Source organism: Rhizobium sp. BK196 (assembly GCF_014193255.1).
In the GTDB taxonomy this organism is placed as follows: Bacteria; Pseudomonadota; Alphaproteobacteria; order Rhizobiales; family Rhizobiaceae; genus Rhizobium.
On the sequence record NZ_JACHZB010000005.1, the window covers coordinates 183,835 to 208,209 of the forward strand.

General features: G+C 61.1%; 23 protein-coding genes and 1 riboswitch. Of the genes, 13 read left to right on the forward strand and 10 right to left on the reverse strand.

The window, feature by feature from the left end:
- Window positions 1–59 precede the first annotated feature (59 nt).
- The 3 genes from FHT78_RS18325 to FHT78_RS18335 all read right to left on the reverse strand — a co-directional run bounded on the left by FHT78_RS18325 (window position 60) and on the right by FHT78_RS18335 (window position 2,776).
- The gene (locus FHT78_RS18325; RefSeq protein WP_183746962.1) at window positions 60–1,382 is read right to left on the reverse strand and encodes a peptidoglycan DD-metalloendopeptidase family protein; all 1,323 of its coding nucleotides are present in this window, start codon (window positions 1,380–1,382) and stop codon (window positions 60–62) included.
- Between the two features lie 105 nt (window positions 1,383–1,487).
- A complete protein-coding gene (locus tag FHT78_RS18330) occupies window positions 1,488–2,306 on the reverse strand; it encodes a ferritin-like domain-containing protein (protein WP_183746965.1) in 819 nt (272 codons plus the stop codon).
- Window positions 2,303–2,776, reverse strand: a complete 474-nt coding sequence (locus tag FHT78_RS18335) for a peroxiredoxin (protein ID WP_183746967.1) — start codon at window positions 2,774–2,776, stop codon at window positions 2,303–2,305. The genes FHT78_RS18330 and FHT78_RS18335 overlap by 4 nt, the downstream gene beginning before the upstream one ends.
- Before the next feature lie 118 nt (window positions 2,777–2,894).
- On the opposite strand from FHT78_RS18335, the gene FHT78_RS18340 reads away from it, so the two are divergent.
- Window positions 2,895–6,287 (forward strand): DUF3971 domain-containing protein, encoded by a 3,393-nt coding sequence (locus FHT78_RS18340; RefSeq protein WP_183746970.1) that lies wholly within the window; start codon window positions 2,895–2,897, stop codon window positions 6,285–6,287.
- A gap of 16 nt (window positions 6,288–6,303) precedes the next feature.
- Window positions 6,304–6,786, forward strand: coding sequence for a GNAT family N-acetyltransferase (locus tag FHT78_RS18345; protein ID WP_183746973.1), 483 nt, complete (start codon window positions 6,304–6,306; stop codon window positions 6,784–6,786).
- Window positions 6,787–6,858: 72 nt separating this feature from the next.
- Here the strand turns inward: FHT78_RS18345 and tyrS are convergent, their stop codons facing one another.
- Entirely contained in the window at window positions 6,859–8,115 is a 1,257-nt protein-coding gene (tyrS, locus tag FHT78_RS18350) for a tyrosine--tRNA ligase (RefSeq protein WP_183746975.1), read from the reverse strand.
- A 120-nt stretch (window positions 8,116–8,235) separates the two neighbouring features.
- Between tyrS and FHT78_RS18355 the strand changes: the two genes are divergently transcribed.
- The gene (locus tag FHT78_RS18355; RefSeq protein ID WP_183746978.1) at window positions 8,236–9,360 is read left to right on the forward strand and encodes an anhydro-N-acetylmuramic acid kinase; all 1,125 of its coding nucleotides are present in this window, start codon (window positions 8,236–8,238) and stop codon (window positions 9,358–9,360) included.
- Window positions 9,357–9,884 (forward strand): GNAT family N-acetyltransferase, encoded by a 528-nt coding sequence (locus FHT78_RS18360; RefSeq protein ID WP_183746981.1) that lies wholly within the window; start codon window positions 9,357–9,359, stop codon window positions 9,882–9,884. The genes FHT78_RS18355 and FHT78_RS18360 overlap by 4 nt, the downstream gene beginning before the upstream one ends.
- On the opposite strand, the gene FHT78_RS18365 is transcribed toward FHT78_RS18360, so the two are convergent.
- Window positions 9,877–10,554 (reverse strand): alpha/beta hydrolase, encoded by a 678-nt coding sequence (locus tag FHT78_RS18365; protein WP_183746983.1) that lies wholly within the window; start codon window positions 10,552–10,554, stop codon window positions 9,877–9,879. The two genes, FHT78_RS18360 and FHT78_RS18365, sit on opposite strands and share 8 nt — an antisense overlap.
- A 216-nt stretch (window positions 10,555–10,770) precedes the next feature.
- Here FHT78_RS18365 and FHT78_RS18370 point away from each other — a divergent pair, with 216 nt between their 5' ends.
- The 9 genes from FHT78_RS18370 to FHT78_RS18410 all read left to right on the forward strand — a co-directional run bounded on the left by FHT78_RS18370 (window position 10,771) and on the right by FHT78_RS18410 (window position 18,780).
- Entirely contained in the window at window positions 10,771–11,937 is a 1,167-nt protein-coding gene (locus FHT78_RS18370; RefSeq protein ID WP_183746986.1) for a cysteine desulfurase family protein, read from the forward strand.
- 142 nt (window positions 11,938–12,079) lie between these two features.
- Window positions 12,080–13,549, forward strand: coding sequence for a Fe-S cluster assembly protein SufB (gene sufB, locus FHT78_RS18375; RefSeq protein WP_183746990.1), 1,470 nt, complete (start codon window positions 12,080–12,082; stop codon window positions 13,547–13,549).
- A 1-nt stretch (window position 13,550) separates the two neighbouring features.
- Window positions 13,551–13,796 carry a hypothetical protein gene (locus FHT78_RS18380; protein ID WP_183746993.1) on the forward strand — a complete coding sequence of 82 codons (246 nt, stop codon included), beginning with the start codon at window positions 13,551–13,553 and terminating at the stop codon, window positions 13,794–13,796.
- A gap of 79 nt (window positions 13,797–13,875) precedes the next feature.
- Entirely contained in the window at window positions 13,876–14,631 is a 756-nt protein-coding gene (gene sufC, locus FHT78_RS18385) for a Fe-S cluster assembly ATPase SufC (protein WP_183746996.1), read from the forward strand.
- 23 nt (window positions 14,632–14,654) lie between these two features.
- Entirely contained in the window at window positions 14,655–15,929 is a 1,275-nt protein-coding gene (gene sufD, locus FHT78_RS18390; RefSeq protein WP_183746999.1) for a Fe-S cluster assembly protein SufD, read from the forward strand.
- A gap of 12 nt (window positions 15,930–15,941) precedes the next feature.
- Window positions 15,942–17,183 carry a cysteine desulfurase gene (locus tag FHT78_RS18395; RefSeq protein ID WP_183747002.1) on the forward strand — a complete coding sequence of 414 codons (1,242 nt, stop codon included), beginning with the start codon at window positions 15,942–15,944 and terminating at the stop codon, window positions 17,181–17,183.
- Window positions 17,184–17,193: 10 nt separating this feature from the next.
- The gene (locus tag FHT78_RS18400) at window positions 17,194–17,568 is read left to right on the forward strand and encodes an SUF system Fe-S cluster assembly protein (protein ID WP_183747005.1); all 375 of its coding nucleotides are present in this window, start codon (window positions 17,194–17,196) and stop codon (window positions 17,566–17,568) included.
- 90 nt (window positions 17,569–17,658) lie between these two features.
- A complete protein-coding gene (gene sufA / locus FHT78_RS18405) occupies window positions 17,659–18,054 on the forward strand; it encodes a Fe-S cluster assembly scaffold SufA (RefSeq protein WP_183747008.1) in 396 nt (131 codons plus the stop codon).
- 105 nt (window positions 18,055–18,159) lie between these two features.
- Window positions 18,160–18,780, forward strand: coding sequence for a LysE family transporter (locus FHT78_RS18410; RefSeq protein ID WP_183747011.1), 621 nt, complete (start codon window positions 18,160–18,162; stop codon window positions 18,778–18,780).
- Window positions 18,781–18,794: 14 nt separating this feature from the next.
- Here the strand turns inward: FHT78_RS18410 and FHT78_RS18415 are convergent, their stop codons facing one another.
- The 5 genes from FHT78_RS18415 to gcvT all read right to left on the reverse strand — a co-directional run bounded on the left by FHT78_RS18415 (window position 18,795) and on the right by gcvT (window position 24,067).
- The gene (locus FHT78_RS18415; RefSeq protein ID WP_183747014.1) at window positions 18,795–19,100 is read right to left on the reverse strand and encodes a flagellar basal body protein; all 306 of its coding nucleotides are present in this window, start codon (window positions 19,098–19,100) and stop codon (window positions 18,795–18,797) included.
- 195 nt (window positions 19,101–19,295) lie between these two features.
- Window positions 19,296–19,541: a DUF982 domain-containing protein gene (locus tag FHT78_RS18420; protein ID WP_029869121.1), complete on the reverse strand. Its 246-nt coding sequence runs from the start codon at window positions 19,539–19,541 to the stop codon at window positions 19,296–19,298.
- Between the two features lie 138 nt (window positions 19,542–19,679).
- Window positions 19,680–22,544 carry an aminomethyl-transferring glycine dehydrogenase gene (gene gcvP, locus FHT78_RS18425; protein WP_183747017.1) on the reverse strand — a complete coding sequence of 955 codons (2,865 nt, stop codon included), beginning with the start codon at window positions 22,542–22,544 and terminating at the stop codon, window positions 19,680–19,682.
- Window positions 22,544–22,906 carry a glycine cleavage system protein GcvH gene (gene gcvH / locus FHT78_RS18430; RefSeq protein ID WP_029868842.1) on the reverse strand — a complete coding sequence of 121 codons (363 nt, stop codon included), beginning with the start codon at window positions 22,904–22,906 and terminating at the stop codon, window positions 22,544–22,546. Before gcvH ends, gcvP begins: the two co-directional genes overlap by 1 nt.
- A 24-nt stretch (window positions 22,907–22,930) precedes the next feature.
- A complete protein-coding gene (gene gcvT, locus FHT78_RS18435) occupies window positions 22,931–24,067 on the reverse strand; it encodes a glycine cleavage system aminomethyltransferase GcvT (protein ID WP_183747020.1) in 1,137 nt (378 codons plus the stop codon).
- A 155-nt stretch (window positions 24,068–24,222) separates the two neighbouring features.
- Window positions 24,223–24,315: riboswitch (glycine riboswitch) on the reverse strand.
- Window positions 24,316–24,375: the final 60 nt, after the last annotated feature.

Consider the following 24,375-nt stretch of genomic DNA (forward strand, 5'->3'; position numbering starts at 1 on the left):
GTCAAGGAAGAGCGTCTCCACCCCAGGGAGCGAGGTGAAGCGTTCGTTACCGCGACCGGCTATTTTATATAAGTGGCAAGTTTAAGGCCGGCATTCATGAAATAGATCGGATCGACCGCATGTCCATCCTGGCGCACCTCATAATGCAGATGCGTGCCCGTTGACCGACCAGTGCTGCCGGCAAGCCCGATGACATTGTTGCGGTCAACCGTGTCGCCGACCCTGACCAGAATTTCCGACATATGGCCGTAGCGCGTCGAAATACCGTTGCCGTGATCGACCTCGACCATGTTGCCGTAGCCTCCGGTCCAGCCGGCTGCAATCACCTTGCCGGGCGCGGTAGGGCGAATCCTTTCACCCGGCGAGAAGCGGAAATCGATGCCGGAATGCAAGGCAAGCCGGCCGAGGAAAGGATCGCGCCGGTTGCCGAAGGGGCTGGTGACTTCCTTGCCAATGGCCGGATTGCGAAAGGGCAGGGATTCGGCGGTGCTGCGCACCGCTTCCAGACGCGTCAGCGCGCCATCGAGCTGGACGAGCGAATTGTTGAAATCGTCGTCGCTTTCGGGCTCCACGTAAGGACCGCCGACGGCGCTCTCCTCTTTTTCCTTGGCGGCGATCGTCTCAGCCGGAACGGCGATGTGGAAGCGGTCGAGCACGCCCTCGATCGTATCGGCGGCGTTGCCGGCGTCGCTCGTGAGCTGATCGATGCGGTTCTTCTGATCCTGCTCGACGGTCTTCAGCGAGAGCGTGACCTTGGAAAAAATGCGGTCGGCACGGTCGCCGACGGTTTCCTCTGATGGAACATAGGCGAGGGTGGAGTTGTCGGGGGCGCCCGCGTCGACCGGCTTGTTATCGGCTGACATCAGCTTTTCGATCGCCTGCGCACCACCGGAAAGCGATGCGCGCTTGTCCTTGATGTCAGGCGCATAAGCTTGCGCCGGTACATCGGTTACAGGAGCATCCTTGCCCGTCAGTCCTGAGGTTTCGGCGCGGTCGAGCAGGTTGTCGAGCTTTCCGTGGCGTGAGGTCAGCGCCATCTGCTGTTCCATCAGCTTGTCGACCTTGTCCTCGACCACCTGCTGGTCGAGAAGCTGGCGGGAGGTGATGCGGTCGACCTGGGCGCGCAGTGCGGCGATGCGATCCTCATAGTCATGCTGCATACGGGCCTGGCGGGCCATGGTCGCGCCGATCAGGTCATCGCGCAGCACCAGGTAGGAGGTGGCCAGCAGATAGCCGATTGAGAAGACGCCGACGAAGCAGAAGGCCACCGCCGCCATCCAAGGCTTCACCGTCATGTGACGCACCTTGTCGCCACTCGCAAGAATAAGGACGTGTTCCTGCGCCCTCTTGCCGAATACCCGACTGTGATGTCCGTTCGTCACCGAGGGTCCCCCAAAGATTCGCTTTCAGCGCCTGCCCCATTGAGAGATGATTACATACTTTTATGGTTAACAGCCGGTTTACGTCAGCAAGCCAGAGCTTACCAATCAGCTCTGGCTGGTCGAGGTCAGCGCCCTGTAGAAGGAGGGCGTAAGCCCGGCTTCGGCGCGGGCCACATCATTGAACGGTGCCTTCAGCGGACCGCGGAAATTGGCCCGCACCAGCTCCTGGAATGTCCTCGCAGGATCACGCTTCTCACGCGCACAGAGGAAGCGGAACCATTTGGCGCCGACGGCGACATGGCCTTTCTCGTCATTGTAGATGACGTCGAGGACGGCGGCGCTTTCGAGGTCGCCGGTCTCGCGCATCTTGGCCTGCAGCGCAGGCGTAACATCCAGTCCGCGCGCTTCGAGAATGAGCGGCACGATGGCCAGGCGGGCCGTGAGATCGTTGCGGGTCGAATGCGCTGCCTGCCAGAGGCCGTCATGGGCGGGCAGATCGCCGTAATCGGCGCCGAGATCGTTGAGCCGTTTCCGCACCATGCGGAAGTGCTTGGCCTCTTCGTAGGCCACCTGCATCCAGCCGTCAAAGAAGGAATTCGGCACATGCGCCGAGGCAAATCGCGCCACGATGTCGAGCGCCAGGTCGACGGCATTGAGCTCGATATGGGCGATTGCGTGGAGCAGGGCGATCCGGCCAGGCACGGTATGCAGCGAACGCTTCTCGACCTGGGTCGGCGGCACCAGCAGAGGCTTTTCCGGCCTTCCTGGACGCTCGGGCAGCGGCGCGTCCAGCGGCGAGCGCAGCGAGATGCGACGTGCGAACCACCTGGTAGCGCTTTCCTGCGCGAGCTCTGTCTTGCGGTCGAGATCGGCGGAGCGGATCGCATCGATCGCGCCGCCGCGCAGCGACGTGATCGCCGTCACGCGGCAAGATTCCGGACGGCTTCGAGCACCGTTGCGGCATGGCCCGGCACCCTGACCTTCTGCCATATGGTGGCGATGGTGCCGTCCCTGCGGATCAGGAAGGTCGTGCGCTCGACGCCCATGAACGTACGGCCATACATCTTTTTCTCCTTCCACACGCCATAGGCCTGCAGCACCGTCTTCTCTTCGTCCGAGGCAAGCGCCACCGTCAGCTTGTGCTTCTTGATGAAGCGGTCATGGCATGCGGCCGAATCGGGCGACATGCCGACGATGGCGGCGCCGGCGGCTGCGAACTCATCGGCAAGTGCGGTGAAATCCAGAGATTCGGTCGTGCAGCCCGTCGTGTCATCCTTGGGATAGAAGAACAGGACCACCGGCTTGCCGTGATAATCAGAGAGCGAAATGCGCCCGCCGCCGTCGCGCGGGAGGCTGAAATCGGGAGCACGGGAGCCAATACCGGGTGCAGACATCTCAAAACTTTCTTTTGCCGGGTTTAGGAGAGATACTATATCAGGCAGGTTATATAGTGGATGAAACGGCGTCCCGCCCAGAGCCATTCAAATCAGATTCAGGAGTTTCCCAAGGCGCATGTCAGCCATCCGCGGCGAAAAGGTCACGTTCCGCAAGAAGGACATCGTCGCCTTGCACAACCTGCCTTCAGCGCAGGTGAAGGACCCGCTTATCGTGCATTGCCCGCCGCCGCGCTCCCGCATGCGCGGCACGGCGAAGGTCACGGGCGGATTCTGCGCAGTTATCCTGTTCATCCTGGCGGCAATCGTCTTCACCATCGAAAGCGGGATCATTGACGCGCCGCTATCGCAGCAGGCGCAGTCGGCGTTGAACAGCGCACTGGGGCCGCGCTACCGTGCCGAAGTCGGTTCCACCGTCATCCGCTTCACATCCGGCCTGCGGCTGGCGCTCGAAGCGCGCGACGTCAACATGATCGACCAGCAAAGCGGCCAGCATCTTTCGACCACATCCTCCATGCGGATGGCGCTCGATCCGCTTCAGCTCTTTCGCGGCCGCGTTGCGATATCATCGGTGGAAGCCGACGATATCGCCCTCGACACGTCGCTGCTTCCATCAACCGCTCCCATCACGCTTGACGATCTGCGTGTCGATGCCATTCCGGCGGCAATGGAGACGATCTTCTCGCATCTCGACTTGTTCGAAACCTTCGTCGAACGCGGCGGTACCGGCTCCGTGCGCATCTCCGGCATCGACATCAAGCTCGCAGATACGGCAAATGGGCCGCTTTCCCTCGTCGTCGACAATCTCGCCTTCGAACATGCCGGGCCGAACTCGCTGCGGCTCAGCGGCCAGATTTCCATCAACGGCGAGGCGGCTGATCTCAATGTGATCACCGAGCAGGCGAGCGGGCGCGCCTCCCGGCTCGATGGCACATTGTCGCATGCCGACCTCACTCCCTTTGCGCTGAAGCGCAACGAACAGGGCGAGAAACGCCAGGGCCTCAATACGTTCGGCGATCTTACCATTTCCGCGGTCAGAGCTGCCGACGGCGTCAAGCCGTCGCTCAATGCGGCTCTCAAACTCGATCCGGGCCTTATCTATGTCGACGGCGATTCTCAGGAATTGACGGACGGGCAACTCAATCTGGCCTATGACTTCGACAAGCAGACGCTGGAGATCGCCAAATCGCAGCTGCATCTCGGCCCGACTGTGCTGCCGATCAGCGGGGCACTGATCGACCTCGACAAGCTCGATCCGAATGCGGGCAAGGGGTTCGGCATCGACGCGCTGATCAGCGGCGGCACGGCGGCACCCAATTCCGGCGAGCAGCCGTTGTCTTTCGATCTGCAGGCGACCGGACGCTACCTCGTCGCCGGCCGTGAATTCCAGTTTTCGAATATGGTGGCTTCCTCGCCGCTTGGCTCCCTCTACGGAGCGCTGCACGTCCGGCTGAACGATAAATCACCGGAGATCAGTTTTGCCGGCCAGTCCCAGCAGATGCAGACGACGGCGGTCAAGCAGCTCTGGCCTTTCTGGATGGCGTCCAAAGCGCGGGTCTGGGTGCTGGCAAACCTCTTCGGCGGCGTGGTGACCGATGCGTCCATTTCCGTCTTCATCCCGCCAGGCCGGCTGGACGAGGCAGCGGGAGGACGTGGCCTGCGGCTCGACGAAAACCAACTCCGCATCGCCTTCGACATCGCCGGTACGCGCCTGAATGTCGCCGGCGAGATCCCACCGGTGCGCGATACGGCAGCGCATTTCGACCTGACGGGCGGAAAGGCGACGATCTCGCTCAAGAGCGGCACCTCCTATTTCCCCTCCGGGCGTTCAGTAGCGGTGCAGCCGGGCACCTTCGTGATGCCGTCAGTCTATGACAAGCCACTAATGGCCGAAGCCGACATTTCCGTATCAGGCTCAGCGGATGCTGTGGGCGAGCTTCTGACCTACAAGCCGATCAAGGTGCTGCAGCGCGCGGGCTTTGTGCCCGACGACCTTAAGGGCACTATCGACGCGCATGTGCAGGCGCGTTTCGGACTTCTGTCCTCGCAAAACCCGCCGCCACCCGAATGGCAGGCGCAGATGAAACTCACCGACGTCGCGCTTGCCAAGCCGTTCTCGGGCCGCGTCATCACCAATCTCGACGGCATGCTCGATGCCGATCCGCAGCAGGTGAAGGTCAAGGGCAAGGCCGACATCGACGGCGTCTCCGCTGATATCGATATGCTGGAACCAGTCGACAAATCTTCCGGGATCGAGCCACAGCGTGTGATCACGGCAACGTTGAACGGCGACCAGCGCGACAAGTTGCTGCCGGGCCTGTCCGGCATCCTCGGCGGCAGCGTCAAGCTGGTGCTGACGCGTATCGACGAAGACCGGCAGGACGTTCAGCTCGACCTCGGCAAGGCATCGCTCGATCTGCCCTGGATCGGCTGGTCGAAGGGCAGCGGTATTCCCGCTAATGCCGAATTCGAGGTTTCCGGCCCGCCTGACAATACGCAGGTCAAGAATTTCCGTCTGAAGGGGGATGGCTTTGGGGCGACCGGGGCGCTCGTGATCGGCAAGAGCGGGTTGATATCGGCAGATTTCGATAGCGTGAAGCTGTCTTCCGTCGATGATTTCGGGCTGTCGCTGAAGCGCAGCAAGGGCGGCTTCGATATTTCCGTATCCGGAGCCAGCGCCGATGCGCGACCGATCATCGCCCGCCTGAAATCGGATTCGGACAGCGATGGCGATGGCAGTGACAACAGCAGCATAAGCGTACGGGCGAAGCTGCAGAACATCATAGGCTTCAATGACGAGAAGATCGGCAATTTCCAGGCGCAGATCGCCATGAGCGGCAGCCGACTGCAATCGTTGAATTTCTCCGGCATCACCGATAGCGGCGAGGCGGTCGTCAGCCAGATGCAGAGCGGCGGCGTCATCAACATCACCAGCGGCGATGCCGGCTCCGTCTCACGCTTTGCCGATCTGTATCAGCATATGCAGGGCGGGCTTCTCAATCTGGCTATCCGTCTCAATGCGGGCGGCGGCTGGGATGGCTCGCTCGACGTGCGCCGCTTCTCGATCGTCAACGAGCAACGCCTGCGCTCGATCGTTTCCACGCCTGTCGGCTCGGACCAGCGCAGCCTCAGCGAAGCCGTGAAGCGGGATATCGATACCTCCTCGCAGCGCTTCCAGCGTGGCTTTGCCCGTGTCGTCTCACGCGGCGGGGCGATCTCCATCGAAAACGGCGTGCTGCGCGGCGACCAGATCGGCGCCACTTTCCAGGGCGTCGTGCGCAACGCCAGAGGCAATATGGACATGACCGGCACCTTCATGCCGGCTTACGGGCTCAACCGGCTATTCGCCGAATTGCCGCTGATCGGCGTCATTCTCGGCAATGGTTCCGACCGCGGCCTGATCGGCATCACCTTCAAGCTGACCGGCAAGTTCGACCAGCCGAACCTGCAGATCAACCCACTGTCGGTCATCGCGCCCGGCGTCTTCCGCCAGATCTTCGAATTCCAGTAAATGCCTGAGGATACCAGTGAAGAACTCGATCCTGATCCGGCCCTACAGGCCTGCCGACAGCGATGCGACGATCGAGATCTTTCTGCGCGCCATCCGCGAAGTCTCGTCGAAAGACTATTCGCCTGAGCAGATCGATGCCTGGGCGCAGGTGGAAGACGCTGCAAAATGGGCGGAGCGCAGGATCAGCCGGCCGGGCTGGATCGCGGAGATCGACGGCAAGTCGGTCGGCTTCTCCGATCTCACGCCGGACGGGTGCCTCGACATGATGTTCGTGCATCCGGCTTTTCAGGGCCTTGGCGTTGCCGGCCGCCTACTGACGCGCGTCGAAGAGGAGGCGGAAGCGCTTGGTATCGATCGGATCTACACGCATGCCAGCCTGACGGCGCAGCCATTTTTCGAGCGCAAGGGGTTCCGGATCCTCACACGGCAGACCGTCGAACGGCGCGGGCAGCGGTTCGACAATTTCGTGATGGAGAAATTCTACTCGGGCCGCTCCTGAGCTTTCGGCTCAAGCCAGACAAGAAAAAGCCGGCGCGAAGGCCGGCTTTTTGGTTCGTGTCGCTCGCGCCGATCAGGCTGCGCGACGGATCAGGATGTGCTTCTTCTTGCCGAGCGACAGCTTGATGACGCCATCAGCAGTGATTTCTCCGCTGCCGATCATCTTTCGCTCGTCGCTGACAGCCTGGTCGTTGATGCGCACGGCACCGCCCTGGACATGACGGCGGGCTTCGCCGTTCGAGGCGGCAAGACCGGCACGGACGATCAGGGAGAGCAGACCGATGCCGGCATCGAGTTCGGAGGCAGGAACCTCGACGGAGGGCAGGTTTTCGGAGAGACCGCCTTCCTCGAAGGTCTTGCGCGCCGTCTCAGCCGCCTTTTCGGCGGCTTCACGGCCGTGCAGGATCGCGGTGACCTCGGTTGCCAGGATCTTCTTGACTTCGTTGATCTCGGAACCCGCGAGTGCCGACAGGCGGGCGATCTCATCCATCGGCAGCGTAGTGTAGAGCTTCAGGAAGCGCGCGACATCGGCGTCTTCCGTGTTGCGCCAGTACTGCCAGAAGTCATAGGCCGACAGCATGTCGGCATTCAGCCACACGGCACCGGTCGCAGACTTGCCCATCTTGGCGCCGGACGAAGTCGTCAGCAGCGGCGAGGTCAGCGCATACAGCTGCTTCGTCCCCATGCGGTGACCGAGATCGATGCCGTTGACGATATTGCCCCACTGATCTGAACCGCCCATCTGCAGGCGGCAGTCATAGCGCTTGGCAAGCTCTACGAAGTCGTAGGCCTGGAGGATCATGTAGTTGAATTCCAGGAAGGACAGCGACTGTTCGCGGTCGAGGCGCGTCTTGACGCTGTCGAAGGACAGCATGCGGTTGACCGAGAAATGCTTGCCGACATCGCGCAGGAATTCGAGATAGTTCAGCGAGCGCAGCCATTCGGCATTGTTTATCATCAGCGCGTCCTTCGGACCATCGCCGTAATTCAGGTAATTCGAGAAAACGCGCTTGATCGAGGCGATGTTGCCTTCGATCGTATCGACAGTCATCAGCTGGCGGGCCTCTTCCTTGAACGAGGGATCACCGACCATGCCGGTGCCGCCACCCATCAGCGAGATGGCGCGATGGCCGGTCTTCTGCATCCAGTGGAGCATCATGATCTGGATGAGCGATCCGGCATGCAGGCTGGGTGCGGTCGGATCGAAGCCGATATAGGCCGTCACGGTTTCCTTGGCGAAGAGATCGTCGAGGCCGCTTTCATCGGAAATCTGATGAATGAAGCCGCGCTCTTGCAGCGTGCGGAGGAAATCGGACTTGAACTGCGACATGGGCTTCGTCTCTTGAACGTCGAACGGGACTGGGATTGACGCTTGTTGAACCGTCGCGGCGCGTTTAGCACTGTTTTTCCAAAAGTGCATCCGGGAATCGCATGAAAGGCTCGCGGCGCAATGGATATCGTCAGGACTGCGATCGGTTTGATGAGCGGCACCTCGATGGACGGCATCGATGTGGCGTTGCTCAGGACAGACGGGCGAGGTTTCATCGAGCGCGGACCGTTTCTGGGCGTTGCCTATGATGGCGGTTTTCGCGAGCGGCTGAAGCGTGGGCTCGATCTGGCACGGCCGCTGACCGATCGCAATGCACGACCGGACGAATTGCGTGACATCGAGATTGAACTCACTCTACGTCATGCAGATGCCGTTACGGCATTTCTCGATAAATTCGGACTCAGAAGCGGCGATGTCGATGTGCTCGGTTTTCACGGCCAGACCGTGTTGCACCGGCCTGACGATAGGCTGACGATCCAGATCGGCGATGGAGAGCTGCTGGCGAAACGCACCGGCATTCCTGTCGTCTACGACATGCGGGCCAACGACATGGTTCATGGCGGGCAGGGTGCGCCGCTAGTGCCGGCCTATCATGCTGCGCTTGCCGGCCGCTTTCAACAGCAAGGGCAGACGGTCTGCTTCGTCAATATCGGCGGCATTTCGAACCTCACCTATATCGGCGTGGAGGGGCGCATCGCCGCCTTCGATAGCGGCCCCGGCAACACGCTGATCGACCAGTGGGTGGAGATGCAGACCGGCAAGACCTACGATCCCGGCGGCGAGATCGCCGGGCGCGGGCAGGTGGTGGCCGAAATTGCCGCCCGCTATCTCGGCAGCCCGTTCTTCCAGGGCAATATCCGGCGCTCGCTCGACCGTGGCGATTTCAGACCACTGGCAGAGGGTGAGGCGAGCCTGGAGGATGGTGCGCGCACGCTTGCGCATGTGGCTGCCGCCTCGATCGTCAAATCGGCCTCCTATCTGCCGCAAAGCCCCTCCGTCTATATCGTCTGCGGCGGCGGTCGGCTGAATGACACGATCATGGCTGAGTTTGCCGATATGGCCGGGAAGAACGGTTCTCGTGTCATGAGTGCTGAGGAGGCCGGTTTCGACGGCGACGCGATGGAGGCGGAAGCCTGGGCCTATCTGGCAGTACGCTCGCTGGAGGGACTGCCGCTCACCTATCCCGGCACGACGGGCGTCAGCCATCCGGTTACCGGCGGCGTGCTGGCGGAACCGGTAAGATGAACGGCGAGGTCGTCTTCGAAACGCCGCGCATTGTTGCCGTCATGTGGAATCATTCCGATGTCGACCTGATTCATGACCTGCATTCGACGATCGAGACGACGCGTTACATGTCCGGAGCGGCGCCGTGGTCGCGGGAAAAGTGTGAGGAGAGGCTACGGACTTATCTGGCCGAGCAGGTGCGCTACGGCACGACGAAATACAAGATCGTCAGCCGCGAAGACGGCCGCTTCATCGGCCGTGCCGGAATCTCGCTGTATCACACTGGCGAATATGAGATGGGCTATGCCCTTTACGCTCGCGAATGGGGCAAGGGATATGCGACGGAAATTGCGGGAAGCGTTGCCGACTGGTTCTTTTCCAGAGATCTTGCGCCTCATTTCATCGCCTTCACGCACCCGGACAATCTCGCCTCGCAGCACGTATTGAAAAAGATCGGCATGCGGGAGCGCGGGCCGATCTTTATCGAAGGTGTCAAAGGCGTGGAATTCGCGATGACGGCCGCCATGCGGCGGACCGTTACCTGATCCGTTTGGCTGCCGGTTCCGGCACGAGTTCGCCGTTGAGGCGGCGGTCGAGGTAATCCTCGCATTCGGCCATCAGCGTGTCCACCTGGCCGTTGAAGAAGTGGTTGGCGCCAGGTACCGTGCGGTGGGTGATGAGAATGCCCTTCTGGGTCTTAAGCTTCTCGACGAGGCCGTTGACGTCCTTTTCCGGTGCCACCTTATCCGCCTCGCCATTGATGATCAGGCCGGAGGAGGGGCATGGCGCCAGGAACGAGAAGTCATAGGTATTCGGCTGCGGCGCAATCGACATGAAACCTTCGATTTCCGGACGACGCATCAGAAGCTGCATGCCGATCCAGGCGCCGAAGGAATAGCCGGCAACCCAACAGGTTTTAGAATCAGGATGCAGGCTCTGCACCCAGTCCAGGGCGGAGGCGGCATCCGAAAGCTCGCCCGCGCCGTGGTCGAAGTCGCCCTGGCTGCGGCCAATGCCCCGGAAATTGAAGCGCAGTGTCGTAAAACCGCGCTTCTGGAACATGTAGAAGAGCTGGTAGACGATCTGGTTGTTCATCGTGCCACCAAACTGCGGATGCGGGTGCAGAATGACGGCGATCGGTGCGCTTTTTTCCTTGGAGGGCTGGTAGCGGCCTTCAAGACGGCCGGCTGGGCCGTTGAAAATAACTTCGGGCATCGGTACTCCGGGTTTTATTTCGCGTCCACGCTACGTTTGGCGACAACATGACTTGACGACGGTTGTCAGCTTTTCTAAAACGCAGTTTAGAACAATTCGAAACTTGCATGGCGATCCACGCAGCGTGGAACGTGTCATAAGGCAAGCCCGGCGGAAATTTCAAGAAAAATGCACCGCCGCGCTCAAGCAAGGTCGTCAAGCGCAGGACCGAAGACAATGGCGCCGCCACGCCTTTATCTCGATTGGAACGCAACATCGCCGATGCACCCTGCAGCGCGTGAAGCGATCATGCGCGCCGTGGACATCTTCGGCAATCCCAACTCCGTGCATGGCGAGGGCCGCGCTGCGCGCGCAGCCATCGAGGGTGCGCGCCGCAAGGTGGCGCTGTTGACGGGCACCGACCCTGCCAATGTTGTCTTTACGAGCGGTGCGACCGAAGCCGCCAACATGGTGCTGACGCCTGATTTCAGCATGGGCCGCACGCCGCTGAAGCTCGGCCGCCTCTATCATTCCGCCGTCGAGCATCTGGCAATCCGCGAAGGCGGCCGTTTCCCGAAGGACAAGACGACCGAGATCCCGGTTACCGATGCCGGCATCGTCGATCTGACGGCGCTCTCCGCACTTCTCGACGCCCATGACAAGTCGACGGGCCTGCCGATGGTGGCGGTCATGTTCGTCAACAACGAGACGGGCATCGTCCAGCCGGTCGAAGAGGCGGGCAGGATCGTGCGGGCCCATGGCGGGCTCTTCGTGGTCGATGCGGTACAGGCGGCCGGCCGCCTGCCGATCGAAATCGGGCCGATCGGCGCGGATTTCATGATCATTTCCTCCCATAAGATCGGCGGCCCGAAGGGCGCCGGCGCGCTGATCGCCCGCGGCGAAGCGCTGATGCCGAAGGCGCTGATCCGCGGTGGCGGGCAGGAGAAGGGTCACCGCTCGGGGACGCAGAATTCTCTTGCGCTGATCGGTTTTGGGGCGGCGGCAGAAGCCGTGCTGCAGAACCTTGAAGAGCGCAACGCCGCGATTGCCGCACTCCGCGACCGGCTTGAGGCCGGCATGTGCGCTGCGGCACCCGATGTCATCATTCACGGCGCCGGCGGCCCGCGCGTTGCCAATACCATCTTCTTCACACTTCCCTGCCTGAAGGCGGAGACCGGGCAGATCGCCTTCGATCTCGAAGGCGTGGCGCTTTCGGCAGGTTCGGCCTGCTCGTCCGGCAGGGTCGGCGAAAGCCATGTGCTGACGGCGATGGGCCGCGATCCGAAGCTCGGAGCCTTGCGCATGTCGCTCGGCTTTTCGACGACGGAAGAAGACGTAGACCGGGCGATTGCCGCCTTTGTGAAAATTGCCTCCCGGCGAAAGCTGGCGGGCGAGGCGGCCTGATCGCCTCACAAACTTGCGGAAACGCAATTTTCTGCTTGCTATCAGGGCTGAAAAGTCCCTTTTGGCCACTTATATCTGGGGCAAGTCAATTGCCCCACTGACAAGCTGCCGGACCTTTTCTCCGGCGAGATTGGAGAGTGACATGCCTGCTGTCCAGGAAACGGTCGATCGCGTCCGTCAGATCGACGTGGACCAGTATAAATACGGCTTTGAAACCGTCATCGAAATGGACAAGGCGCCCAAGGGCCTTTCCGAAGACATCATCCGCCTGATCTCCTCCAAGAAGCAGGAGCCGGAATGGATGCTCGAATGGCGCCTGGAAGCCTACAAGCGCTGGCTGACGATGGAAGAGCCCACCTGGGCACGCGTTGACTATCCGAAGATCGATTTCAACGCGATCCATTATTACGCAGCGCCGAAGAGCACGCCGGGTCCGAAGTCGCTCGATGAAGTCGACCCCGAAATCCTCAAGGTCTACGAGAAGCTCGGCATTCCGCTGAAGGAACAGGAGATTCTCGCCGGCGTCGAGAAGCCGAAGATCGCCGTCGATGCGGTGTTCGATTCCGTTTCGGTCGTCACGACCTTCAAGAAAGAGCTGATGAAGGCCGGCGTGATCTTCATGTCGATCTCGGAAGCCATTCGTGAACATCCTGAACTCGTCCAGAAGTATCTCGGCTCCGTCGTTCCGACGACCGACAACTATTATGCGACGCTGAACTCGGCTGTCTTCACCGACGGCTCCTTCGTCTTCGTGCCGAAGGGCGTGCGGTGCCCGATGGAGCTTTCCACTTATTTCCGCATCAACGAGAAGAATACAGGCCAGTTCGAGCGCACGCTGATCATCGCCGAGGAAGGCGCTTACGTCTCCTACCTCGAAGGCTGCACCGCACCCCAGCGCGATGAAAACCAGTTGCATGCCGCCGTGGTCGAGCTCGTTGCGCTTGACGATGCCGAGATCAAGTATTCGACGGTCCAGAACTGGTATCCGGGCGACAAGGACGGCAAGGGCGGCATCTACAATTTCGTCACCAAGCGTGGCGATTGCCGCGGCGATCGCTCGAAGATCTCCTGGACGCAGGTCGAAACCGGTTCGGCAATCACCTGGAAATATCCGTCCTGCATCCTGCGCGGCGATGACTCCAGAGGCGAGTTCTACTCGATCGCCGTTTCCAACGGCCATCAGCAGATCGACAGCGGCACCAAGATGATCCATCTCGGCAAGAACACGTCGAGTCGCATCATCTCAAAGGGCATTGCCGCCGGCGTTTCCCAGAACACCTATCGCGGCCAGGTTTCGGCCCACCGCAAGGCTTCGAACGCCCGCAACTTCACGCAGTGCGACTCGCTGCTGATCGGCGACAAGTGCGGCGCCCATACGGTGCCCTACATCGAGGCGAAGAATTCGACGGCGCAGTTCGAACACGAGGCGACCACCTCGAAGATCTCCGAAGATCAGCTCTTTTACTGCCTGCAGCGCGGCATTCCCGAGGAAGCGGCGATCGCGCTGATCGTCAATGGCTTCGTCAAGGAAGTGCTGCAGGAACTGCCGATGGAATTCGCCGTCGAGGCGCAGAAGCTGATCAGCATCTCGCTGGAAGGCTCGGTCGGCTGACATGAGCGAGGCGGACAAGAAGCGCATTCTTGAACGCCTGATGAATATGCGCGGGGAGATATTGGCGAAAATTCGCCCCCGCGAACAAAGATACGAGGCAGAAAAGCCGCCGGAGCAGCCGTATGTGTTTCTCCGGCAGCGCATGGAAAAAGCGGGAAAGGTCATTCCGGATATCCCGGATTTTCTCGAAGTGCTTTGGCTGGTAACGGCCGCGGTCTTCCGTGTCATTCGTATCTTTTGGCGGTAGCGCCGAGCACACATGTTGATGTCCTTAGAAATTACGCGAGGCTCCGATGAGCTACGCAGACAGAACGCAGGAACCAAAGATGCTTGAAATCAAAAACCTTCATGCCCGCATCGCCGAAGACGGCACCGAGATCATCCGTGGCCTGGACCTCACCGTGAAGGCCGGCGAAGTTGCCGCCATCATGGGCCCGAACGGCTCCGGCAAGTCGACGCTTTCCTACATCCTTTCCGGCCGCGAAGACTATGAAGTGACCGAGGGCGACATTCTTTACAACGGCGAGAGCATCCTCGAGCTCGATGCCGCCGAGCGCGCCGCCAAGGGCATCTTCCTGGCCTTCCAGTATCCGGTCGAAATTCCCGGCGTTGCCACCATGCAATTCCTGAAGGTTGCGATGAACGAGCAGCGCAAGGCACGCGGCGAAGACGAGCTGACGACGCCGGATTTCATGCGCCGCGTCAAGGAGGCTGCCGCCAAGCTGCAGATCAATACCGACATGCTGAAGCGCCCGCTGAACGTCGGCTTCTCCGGTGGTGAGAAGAAGCGCGCCGAGATCCTGCAGATGGCGCTGCTTGAGCCGAAGCTTTGCGTACTCGACGAAACCGACTCCGGCCTCGACATCGATGCGCTGAAGATCGTTGCCGACGGTGTCAACGCGCTGCGTTCGCCTGACCGTGCCGTCGTCGTCATCACCCACTACCAGCGCCTGCTCGATTACATCGTGCCGGATACTGTCCACGTTCTCTACAAGGGCCAGGTGATCAAGTCCGGTGACAAGACGCTGGCGCATGAGCTGGAAGCCAACGGCTACGCCGACATCATCGGCGCCGCAGCCTGACCGTGGCGGAAAGGACGACGTCCATGAACATGCAAACGACGAGCCGCCTGACTGCGGCCGAATCGGCGCTGATCGAAGCGTTCAACGAGCAGATCGGCGAACTGCCGGGCAATGGTGCGGTGACCGCGTTGCGCGACCGGCTGCTCGACGACCTGAAGAAGCAAGGCCTGCCGACGCGCCGCATCGAGGCCTGGCACTATACCGACCTCAAGAACCTGCTGCGTAACGTTCCGGCTAAGGCAGGTGACGCCGGCTCTGAAGCGCTGGAACCGCTGGTCGAGGGCTCTCCGGTTCTGTCCGTCATTCAGGGCAGGGCCGCCAACAAGGCTTCGGCTGGCGATCTTCAGGTTTCTTCCTATTCCGAAAAGCTGATCGACGGTTCTGCCGCTACCGGCCTCGACGCGCTTGGCAATGACGATGCTGTCGGGCGTATCAATGGCAGCTTCGTCAAGGACGGCTATGCCGTCGAAGTGCCTGAAGACACCGAGCTTGAAGAGCCACTGGAAGTCCAGTTTGTGCATGCCGGCGGCGACATCCATACCCGCCTGCCGGTCGCCTTTGGCGCCAATGTGAAGGGTGTCGTCATCGAGCGTCACCAGTCGGTGACAGACAATGCCGCGCTCGTGTCGCATGTCAGTGACATCACGGTCGGGCAGGGCACGGAGCTGACCTGGATCATCCTGCAGCAGCAAGGGGCCGAGGATACACACCTTGGCCAGATCCGTGTCGATCTCGGCGCCAACGCCAAGCTGAAACTCTTCGTCATCAATGCCGGCGGCAAGCTGGTCCGCCAGGAACTGAACATCAAGGTAACGGGCGAGGGCGCCGATCTGACGCTGCGCGGCATCAACCTGCTCGGCGGCGAGACGCATACGGACGTGACGATGGTCCTCGGCCACAACGTGCCGCATACCGGCTCGACGGAAGTCATCCGCAATGTCGTCTTCGACCGCGCCAAGGGTGTCTTCCAGGGCATGATCCGGGTTGCACCCGATGCCCAGAAGACCGATGCGAAGATGGCCTGCAACACGCTGCTGATGTCCGATGATGCCGAATTCTCGGTCAAGCCCGAGCTCGAAATCTTCGCCGACGACGTGCAGTGCGGCCATGGTGCGACGGTTGCCGATATCGATGACAACCATCTCTACTACCTGATGGCTCGCGGCATTCCGGAGAACAAGGCGCGCGCCATGCTCGTCAACGCCTTCGTTGCCGAGATCGTCGAGGAACTGGAAGACGAAGCCCTGGTCGAGGCGCTGGAAGGCGTCATTTCGACCTGGCTGGAAAAGCACGCCTGATCGGACAGCGCCATGGACAAGATCGTACCGGCAACCGCTTATGATGTAGAAGCCATCCGCAGGGATTTTCCGATCCTTGCGGAGAAGGTGCATGGCAAGCCGCTGGTCTATCTGGACAACGGCGCTTCCGCCCAGAAGCCCCAAGCCGTGATCGATGCGATCTCGCATGCCTACAGCCACGAATATGCCAATGTGCATCGCGGCCTTCACTACCTCTCCAATGCGGCAACCGAGGCCTATGAAACGTCGCGCGAAAAGGTGCGCCGCTTCCTGAATGCGCCTTCGGTAAACGATATCGTCTTCACCAAGAACTCGACCGAGGCAATCAATACCGTCGCCTACGGTTGGGGCATGCCCAAGATCGGCGAGGGTGACGAGATCGTGCTGACGATCATGGAGCACCACTCCAATATCGTGCCCTGGCATTTCATTCGGGAGAGGCAAGGCGCCAAGCTCGTCTGGGTCCCTGTCGACGATGAGGGCGCCTTCCATATCGAGGATTTCGAGAAGAGCCTGACCGACAGAACCAAGCTCGTCGCGATCACCCATATGTCGAATGCGCTCGGCACCATCGTCCCGATCAAGGAAGTCTGCCGTATCGCCCATGAGCGCGGCATTCCGGTGCTGATCGACGGTTCGCAGGGTGCCGTGCATCTGCCCGTCGACGTGCAGGATATCGATTGCGACTGGTATGTCATGACCGGCCATAAGCTCTATGGTCCCTCCGGCATCGGCGTGCTCTACGGCAAAAAGGACCGGCTGAAGGAGATGCGGCCGTTCCAGGGCGGCGGCGAGATGATCTTCGAAGTGAGCGAGGATGTCGTCACCTATAATGACCCGCCGCACCGTTTCGAAGCCGGCACGCCGCCGATCGTGCAGGCGATCGGGCTTGGTTATGCGCTCGACTATATGGACAAGATCGGCCGCGAGAATATCGCAGCCCATGAGGCGGACCTGACAGCGTATGCCGAAGAGCGGCTCAAGGCGATCAACTCGCTCCACATATTCGGCAATGCGCCGGGCAAGGGCGCGATCTTTTCCTTCGAGCTCGCGGGCATTCACGCCCATGACGTCTCAATGGTGATCGACCGCCGGGGCGTTGCCGTCCGCGCCGGCACGCATTGCGCCATGCCGCTCTTGAAACGCTTCGGCGTGACCTCCACATGCCGGGCATCCTTCGGCATGTATAATACCCGCGCCGAAGTGGATGCGCTGGCCGATGCGCTCGACCATGCGCGCAAGTTCTTTGCTTGAGGAAGAAGCCATGAGCCTGGATGAACAGAAGATAGACGTGCGAGAGGGCATCGTGCATTCCAGTATTCCTGAAGAGGAACTGGCGCGTCTCAGCGATGACGTGATCGGCGCTCTCAAGACCGTCTACGACCCGGAAATTCCGGCTGACATCTTCGAGCTCGGCCTCGTCTACAAGATCGATATCGAAGACGACCGTATGGTCAAGATCGTCATGACGCTAACCGCACCCGGTTGCCCGGTCGCCGGGGAGATGCCGGGCTGGGTGGAAAATGCCGTCGGTGCCGTCGAAGGCGTTTCGGGCGTCGAAGTCGAAATGACCTTCGATCCGCCGTGGACGCCGGACCGTATGTCGGAGGAGGCGCAGGTCGCCGTTGGCTGGTATTGACCGATCGGTATTGATCCGTTTACCCGCGGTGACTACATTGACTCACCAAGCACCGGATCTTGACCCCGGTTGTCGAAGGAGATTGAGCCCATGGGCTTTGCAGTAATGAGCATGACGGAAGCCGCCGCAGAACGCGTGAAAGCGATCGTCGGCAATGGCGGGCCGAATGCCAAGGGCATTCGCGTCGGCATCAAGAAGGGTGGCTGCGCCGGGATGGAATATACCATCGACATGGTGACGGAACCCAATGCTAAGGACGACCTGATCGAGCGCGACGGCGCCAAGGTCTGGATCGAGCCTTCGGCTGTTCTGTATCTGCTCGGCACCGAACTCGGCTTCGAGACGACGACGTTGCGCTCCGGTTTCATCTTCACCAATCCGAACCAGACATCGGCCTGCGGCTGTGGTGAGTCCGTAGAGCTGAAGCCCGCCGATCTCGCAGCGCTTGCCGCACGCGGCGATGCCGTGGTTCCGGCTCAGCATTAACAGTTTTCCATTGAACTTGCCTGATGGCCGCCATAATTGGCGGCCTTTTGATTTTTATGAGCCTGTCCGAGACCGACAAGCGACCAAGAAGAAACGAAGCGGACAATGCTCCTCCTGTTCCTCAAGGGCGCCCTCCTGGGTGTCATCATCACTGCGCCGCTCGGGCCGATCGGAACGCTCTGCATTAACCGCAGCCTCGAGAAGGGGTTCTGGTATGGCTTTTCCGGCGGGCTGGGGACTGCGCTCGGGGATGCGAGCTATGCACTGGTCGCTGTCGCCGGGATTGCCGCTTTCTCCGAAACCATGTCGATGGCCACCATCCCGCTGGCGCTTGGGGGTGGGCTGATGCTGCTCTGGCTCGGCTGGCGCGGGCTCAAAAACAAGGGAAAGATCAAGGCGGCAAAGATCGATGCGGCCGACTTCCTGCATACGACCATATCGACCTTCCTGTTGACCATTTCCAATCCGGCGACGATCCTCTCCTTCGGCGCACTGTTTGCCGGCCTCGGCCTGACGGAGGAGACGCGCCGGTTCAGTTCGGCAATAATCGTCTCGGGTGTCTTCATGGGATCCCTGCTCTGGTGGTTCTGCCTGAGCGGTGCCGTCAGCCTTGCAAGAGACCGGCTCTCGACCGATTTCACGGCCAAGGTCGGCCGGGCGACGAGCTATATGCTGATCGCCTTCGGCGCCGTGGCGCTCGGCTCAGTGGCTTATTCAATCGTATAAAGCAGAAGAGCGCTTTAATCGCGCCTGATGCTCATCAGCACGTCCCAGAGATCGGCGCCAGTTTCGAAGACCGCCGCATTGGCCTTATAGCTCTGTTCGGTCTCGACGAGGTCGGTCAATTCGGTCGCGAAATCCACATCCTGGTCCGTCTCGGTGACGCTTGCCTGCACGCCTGAAGCTTCCACGGACTGGAAGCTGGTGTTGAGCCGGCCGTAGCCCGGTGTGCTCGCATTGGCGACGTTGTTGGCGATCGCGCCGGCGCGCTTCGTCTGCGCCAGCATTCCCGAGAGAGCCGTATTCGTGACTGCAGAAATGCTCATCGACCGTTTCCCTGTTTCCGGACATCAGCGTTGTACCGGCAAGGGTTTAGGGAAAGCTGAATGGCTTCGGTTAGCGAAAGGCGAGGGGATCTGCGACGTTTGTGCCGAAATGGCACGCGAGCCTCGGCGGCCGGCTCTCATACCCGTAATCACGAATGCATAGCCGCGCATCAGCTCCTTGCCAACAGCCGCCGTTCACGCCTTGATGTCGAGGCCAGCTTCGACTGCGGCGGCAATGAAAGCCTTTCGCGCATCCTCGCCGGTGCGCTTGCCCTTGATGACATCGGCGCAGATCAGCAGCGCCTGATCAAGTGCGGCACCATCTTCCGTCGGCCAGTCCTCGATCATCGCCCAGGAGGCCGCCTGGGTATTGGCGATGGTCTCATATTGGCCGGGCTCTTCGAGGGCAACGAGCACAGGCTTCGACCAGGGCGCCTGCATTCTTGCTTCGCTTTGATCCTGAGACATGGTGTGATCTTCCTTCGTGCATTCCATCAGAATTAGGAAAGCCCCTCCCGTGAAGGAAGGGGCTTTGATTGTCCAGCCCTTTGCTTTCGCATCGGGCGTCCAGCTTGACCTTTACTCAGCGGCTTCTGCGTAAGCCTCGACGGGCGGGCAGGTGCAGATCAGGTTGCGGTCGCCATAGACGTTGTCGACACGGTTGACCGGCGACCAATACTTGTCCACGCGGAAAGCGCCGGGCGGGAAGCAGGCCTGTTCGCGCGAATAGGGGCGATCCCATTCGCCGACGAGATCTTCCACCGTATGCGGGGCGTTCTTCAGCGGGTTGTTCAGCTTGTCCGAACGGCCTTCCTCGATGTCGCGGGCTTCCTGACGGATCGCCAGCATCGCCTCGCAGAAGCGGTCGAGCTCGGCTTTGGTTTCGGATTCGGTCGGCTCGATCATCAGCGTGCCGGCAACCGGCCAGCTCATGGTCGGCGCATGGAAGCCGCAGTCGATTAGGCGCTTGGCAACGTCATCGACGGTGACACCGGCGCTGTCGACCAACGGACGGGTATCGATGATGCATTCATGCGCGACACGACCGGCAGCCGACTTGTAGAGCACGTCATAGGCGCCTTTCAGGCGGGCAGCGATGTAGTTGGCATTGAGGATCGCCACCTTCGTTGCCTGCGTCAGGCCTTCGCCGCCCATCATCAGGCAGTAGCTCCAGGAGATCGGCAGGATGGATGCAGAGCCGAAAGCCGCTGCGGAGACCGCACCCGAACGGCCGTCGGTTTCCGGATGGCCGGGCAGGTAGGGTGCCAGATGCGACTTGACGCCGATCGGGCCCATGCCGGGACCGCCGCCGCCATGCGGGATGCAGAAGGTCTTGTGCAGGTTGAGGTGCGACACGTCGGAGCCGATGTCACCGGGACGGGACAGGCCGACCATGGCGTTCATGTTGGCGCCGTCGAGATAGACCTGGCCACCGTGCTTGTGCACGAGGTCGCAGATTTCCTTGACCGTTTCCTCGAACACGCCATGCGTCGAGGGATAGGTGATCATGCAGCAGGAGAGATTCTCCGCATGTTGCTCCGCCTTGGCACGGAAATCGTCGAGGTCGATATCGCCATTCTCGCGTACCTTCACGACGACCACTTTCATGCCGACCATCTGGGCCGAGGCAGGATTGGTTCCGTGCGCCGATGTCGGGATGAGGCAGACGTCGCGGTGACCCTGGCCATTGGCAATGTGGTAATTGCGGATGGTCAGGAGGCCTGCATATTCGCCCTGCGCGCCGGAATTTGGCTGCATGGAGAAAGCATCGTAGCCGGTGACGGCGCAGAGCTTTTCCGTCAGGTCATCGATCATTTCGCGATAGCCGAGCGCCTGGTCGGCGGGCACGAAGGGATGGATGTCGGAAAATTCCGGCCAGGTGATCGGCAGCATTTCGGCCGTCGCGTTCAGCTTCATCGTGCAGGAGCCGAGCGGGATCATGGAGCGGTCAAGCGCCAGATCGCGGTCGGAGAGCCGGCGGATGTAGCGGGTCATTTCGCTTTCGGCGCGGTTCATGTGGAAGATCGGATGCGTCAGGTATTCGCTGGTGCGCAAGAGATCTTTCGGCAGGCGATAGGAGGGCTCGAAATCGGCGATCTGGAAATTGCCGCCGAAGGCGCGCCAGACGGCTTCCAGCGTTGCCGGTCGGGTGCGCTCGTCAAGCGACATGCCGATCTTCGTCTCGCCGACCTTGCGCAGGTTCACACCTTCGGCGACGGCTGCGCGCAGGATGAGACCCTGCATGTGGCCAACATCGACGGTGATCGTGTCGAAGAAGGTGTCGGGCTCGACCTTGTAGCCGAGCTTTTCCAGGCCCTTGGCCATGAGTACGGCCTTCTGGTGGACCTGCTGGGCGATCGCCTTGATGCCCTTGGGACCATGGAAGACGGCATACATGGAGGCCATGACGGCGAGCAGAACCTGCGCGGTGCAGATGTTCGACGTCGCCTTTTCGCGCCGGATATGCTGTTCGCGCGTCTGCAGCGACAGGCGATAGGCGCGGTTGCCGCGGGCATCGACGGAAACGCCGACGAGGCGGCCGGGCATGGAGCGCTTGATGGCATCCTTGACCGACATGTAGGCCGCGTGCGGACCGCCATAACCGACCGGAACGCCGAAGCGCTGTGAGGAACCGATGGCGATGTCGGCACCCATTTCGCCCGGCGACTTCAGCAGCGTCAGCGACAGAATATCGGCAGCGACGACGGCGATGGCACCCGTCTGGTGCAGGCGGGAAATCAGACCGGTATAATCATGCACATGGCCGTGCGTGCCCGGATACTGGAAGATCGCGCCGAAGACATCGACCGGATCGAGATCGGTGAAGGGATTGCCGACGATGACGCTCCAGCCGAGCGGCTCGGCGCGGGTACGGATCAGTGCGATCGTCTGCGGATGGCAGTCGGCATCGACGAAAAACGCTTTGGCCTTCGACTTGGCGACACGCTCGGCCATGGCCATGGCTTCGGCAGCGGCCGTCGCTTCATCGAGCAGCGAAGCGTTGGCGACGTCGAGACCGGTCAGGTCGCAGATCATCGTCTGGTAGTTCAGCAGCGCTTCGAGACGCCCTTGCGAGATTTCCGGCTGATAGGGCGTGTAAGCTGTGTACCAGGCCGGGTTTTCCAGGATGTTGCGCTGGATGACCGGTGGCGTGATCGTGCCGTAATAGCCCTGGCCGATCAGCGAGGTCAGGACCTTGTTCTTGTTGGCGGTTTCGCGCAGCTTGTCGAGCGCCTCGCGCTCCGTCATCGGCGCGCCCCAGACAAGCGGCGCCTTCTGGCGGATGGCGGGCGGGACGGTCGCGTCGATCAGCGCATCGAGGCTCTTGTAGCCGATGACACCGAGCATATCGGACATTTCAGACGGCGAGGGGCCGATATGACGACGGTTTGCGAAGTCATAGGGCTGATAGTCGGTGAACTGGAATTCGGTAGGCGTCGTCATTACGCAGTCAGCTCCTTGTAGGCCGCTTCATCGAGCAGGCCATCGGCGTCGGAGAGGTTCTTGAGCTTGAGCTTGAAGAACCAGCCAGCACCCTGCGGATCGGAATTGACGAGCGACGGATCGGCAACAATAGCCGGATTGACTTCGACGATCTCGCCGTCGAGCGGGCAATAGACATCCGAAGCTGCCTTGACGGATTCGACGGTTGCGGCGTTGCCATCCTTGGAGAAGGTGGCGCCGACCTCAGGCAATTCCACGAAAACGAGATCGCCGAGCTGCTCGACAGCATAAGTGGTGATGCCAACGGTCGCGACATCGCCTTCGAGCTTCAGCCATTCATGTTCCTGGGTAAATTTCAGCATGGAAAAATCCTCTCGCAATGGGGGTCAGCGTTTGTAGGTCGGCGTGATGAAGGGAAGGGCAGAAACAGTCACCGGCAGGTACTTGCCGCGCACTTCGGCATAGACCTGCGTACCTACTCCCGCGTGGGAAACCGGCACGTAGCCCATGGCGACGGGGCCTTCGACGGACGGACCGAAACCACCAGAGGTGACTTCGCCGATCTCGGTCTTGCCCTCGGCATCGGCATAAAGCTTGGCATGGCCGCGCACCGGCGCCTTGCCTTCGGGCTTCAGGCCGACGCGCTTGCGGGAAACGCCGTTATCCAATTCGCCGAGGATGCGCTCGGCACCCGGGAAACCGCCGGCGCGGGCGCCGCCGGTGCGGCGAGCCTTCTGCATGCCCCATTCGATGGCGGCTTCGACCGGCGACGTGGTCGTGTCGATATCGTTGCCATAGAGGCAGAGGCCGGCTTCGAGGCGCAGCGAATCACGCGCGCCAAGGCCGATCGGCTCGACATCCGGATGCTCGAGCAACCGGTTGGTGACATCGACGGCCTTGTCGGCGGGAATGGAGATTTCGAAACCGTCTTCGCCTGAATAGCCGGAACGCGAGACGAGACAGGAGACGTCGTGCAGACGGCAGTGGCGCACGTCCATGAACTTCATGGCGGCGACATCAGCCCAGAGTTCTGCGAGCGCTTCGACGGCGCGCGGGCCCTGGAGCGCGATCAGAGCACGGTCGAGGACGGTGATCTCGCAGGTGTCGGAGAGATGCTTCTGCAGGTGCGCGATATCGGCTTCCTTGCAGGCGGCGTTGACGACGACGAAGAGGTGGTCGTCGAGATGGGTAATCATCAGGTCGTCGAGGATGCCGCCGTTTTCATCCGTGAAGAAACCATAGCGCTGGCGGCCTTCGGCGAGACCGAGGATATCGACCGGCACGAGACTTTCGAGCGCGAGCGCTGCATCCTCATACTTGCCGGACTTCGCCTTGATGATGACCTGGCCCATGTGGGAGACATCGAAGAGGCCGGCGGCGGTGCGGGTCTGCAGGTGCTCCTTCATGACGCCCGAGGGATACTGCACCGGCATGTCATAGCCTGCGAAGGGCACCATACGAGCGCCGAGCGACAGGTGCAGCGCGTGAAGCGGGGTTTTCTTGAGGGCAGCAGTATCGTCCAAACGACGCCTCCGGGGTTTGCGCCTGGTATTCCAGGCGCGGGCTCAAAACTGAAGGCGCGGCTGCGCCTTGTCTCCTTGAGCCCCCTCTGTCCCTGTGCCTGAGATTGTTATCCCTTCGGCGGACGTTTCGAGAACGCCTCTCTCCAGAGTTCCGTCTGCCCCTTGTGGTCCTTTCGCCTGAGAGTTTCCGGGGCGGTTGCTCCTTCGGCACCGGCATCAGCGTACCGGCTTCTCCCAACAAGGTTGCGGCAATTATCCGGGGGTGGCAGGGCTTGGCAAGCAAAATGTCGCGACCGCACAAATTTTTG